General features: G+C 52.4%; 1 protein-coding gene and 1 pseudogene. Both read right to left on the bottom strand.

Features of this window, described 5'->3' with window-relative positions:
* A partial coding sequence (locus tag AXFE_RS17775; RefSeq protein ID WP_052607224.1) for an IS66 family transposase occupies positions 1-1,205 on the bottom strand: 1,205 nt, incomplete at its 3' end.
* 399 nt (positions 1,206-1,604) lie between these two features.
* Positions 1,605-2,322 (bottom strand): annotated as a pseudogene (locus tag AXFE_RS19695) (IS1595 family transposase); the annotation flags it as partial.

The raw sequence follows: 2,322 nt of genomic DNA, 5'->3' as shown, positions 1-2,322 counted from the left end.
ATCCTCGTAGCATCGATTCGGTCGATCACGGCTTGCACCTTAATAAAGGCCAGAGCCTCCTCCTTGGAGCCACTCGCGCTTGTCCCCCAGGCCCTATGCGCACAAAACAGCTCTGCGATGAGGGAAACCCACGCGTCGGCCCAGGTCTTGAGGAACGCATGAGCATCGCCCGCGCGGATAAAGTACCTGCGGATATGCGCCCAGCAGTAGATGTTTACGAAGCCCTCTACCTCGCGTCCTAAGCGCTGGTAACAGGTCGCAAAGTCACTAGAGGCGAGCAGCGTTGCACCACCGGGCAGCATCGGTGTCTTTGCGTTTAAATCGATACCGAGGTGCTTAGCTGCGACATCGGCTCCTCTACCGGGCTTGATCACAAAGGCGGTCGTGTCGTGGCCGACGAAGATCCAGCACCACCAGCGATAACCGGCCTTGCCAGCAGTGACCTCGAAGACCTTCCAAGATGTCTCGTCCATGTGCAGATGAGGAGATGATGCGTTGTGTTCGCGGATCGCATCCGCAAGCGGAGCGAGGAGCGGGCCTAGGCTACGCAGCGCTCCCACCAGAGTCGAAGGAGCGAAGTTGGCCCCTTGCATCGCAAGTGCTGCACATACCCGGTTGATCGGGAGCCCAAGGAGAAACTTCGCCACCACGATATGGGCGAGGAACCCAGCCGACAGCCTACCTTTTGGAACTACCTTCGCTGGTGGTGCGCCAGCTACGACCCCCTTGGTCGCCTTGCAGTTACATCCTCTCCGGTACGTCGGACGGATATGGTCGATGACCCGGACTATCACCTCGACGTCGATCTCCTCGCAGCGTTCCTCTCCGAAAGGCGCACCACAGCTCCCACAGACCAACAGCTTGGAATCGGGCTCATGGATCTGTTGTACGCGTGGTAGGTGGTCATAGCTGCGTCGACCATGGCCGCGGTGCCCGAGTTGTTGACCTCTCTTGCGCCTTGGCACCTCATCAGGCTCAGGGTCGCTACTTTCTTCCAAGGCGCCTATTGGTTCTGCGTTCACATCCTGAGCCATCTTCGCCCGTTCGGAGCGACGCCCGAAAGCCTGTTTGGTTAGCTCGACGATCTTGGCTGTGAGTGCATCCACTTTGGCAGACAACTCGTCACGCTCGGACCTAAGGACGACGTTCTCGGCCTCCAGCGAAGCGATCCGCTCGTTGTCGTATTGGCGCACTGTTTTTGCCACGTAACTATAACTATCACAATTAAAGCGCCGTGTCCAGCCACCCTAGGCCACAGAGGATAGGCCAGCTACCCCAACCTTACGCCATCATCGAGTGTCTACAGCACCGCTTGTTTGACGGGATCACCGAATGTGTACCTTTTTTAATTGGTCTAGCATTGCGGAAGTTAAAGCAGCCAAACCTTGAACAAGCTGCGCCTCTAACCCCGAGGGAATCTTGGCGTCGCTTGGGATTCGGCCATCTCTAGCCCCCATAAACGGCAGTTGACGATGATCTCGCTCATCTGAACCAAAAATGCGCGTTAGCCAAGAAGCCAACACCGGATCGGATCGAATCGAATCGAGCCTAACCAACCTGATTTGGAGGCGCACTCATGGACAAGATATTTCCAATCATACTTATCAAGTTTCGTAAGCAAGAGCCATTTTGGAATCAGATTCGCGGAGTAGCGGATGTGGAGACGCAAACACACATGTATTGAGAAGTCGCTCTACCAATGACATTTCAAAGTGCCTTCGGTTGAATCGGTATGCGAATTCCTCGAGGTAAAATTGCTTATGTTCCTCACGTCCGTGGTATGTTCCGTCGATAAATTTCTTGCAGTTCCCTATCAGGATGTTGAGCCATTTGAATGTTACATGTGCTTGTTCGTCTTTGGATAGAGTGATCGAATGCGCTAGTCCAAGGTCTCGAGCACATACCCCGTAACTTGGGTTACCATCACTTATCAGCTTGGTATTAGAATCTCAACGTCTCACAAAAACATCTTTGGGTGATTTAGCAGTGGTATCTTTGATTACTTCCATGAAGCAATGAGTAGGAGCACCATTGCTAATCGACACTCCAATTAGGACATTGGTTTGTTTTGTTCCCTTTCCTCTTTAGCCTTCGCCATGGCTCTCACCACCTAAAAAGAACTCATCTACTCAGACGTTTCCTCCAAGTTTATATAAACCATTTCGGTCAGCCATTGCTTTTCGTAGCTTATTTAGCATCAACCAGCCAGTCGAATAAGATACTTGAACGAATTTAGCAATGGTAGTAGCCGAAAGTACCACGCTTGTCGTTGGACAATAGATAGATAGCGGAGAACCACTTGGATAAAGAGATACTGGCTTC

Source organism: Acidithrix ferrooxidans (genome assembly GCF_000949295.1).
Classification (GTDB): Bacteria; Actinomycetota; Acidimicrobiia; order Acidimicrobiales; family Acidimicrobiaceae; genus Acidithrix; species Acidithrix ferrooxidans.
The sequence above is the reverse complement of the archived record's forward strand: the minus strand, read 5'-3'. Positions and strand labels throughout refer to the sequence as shown.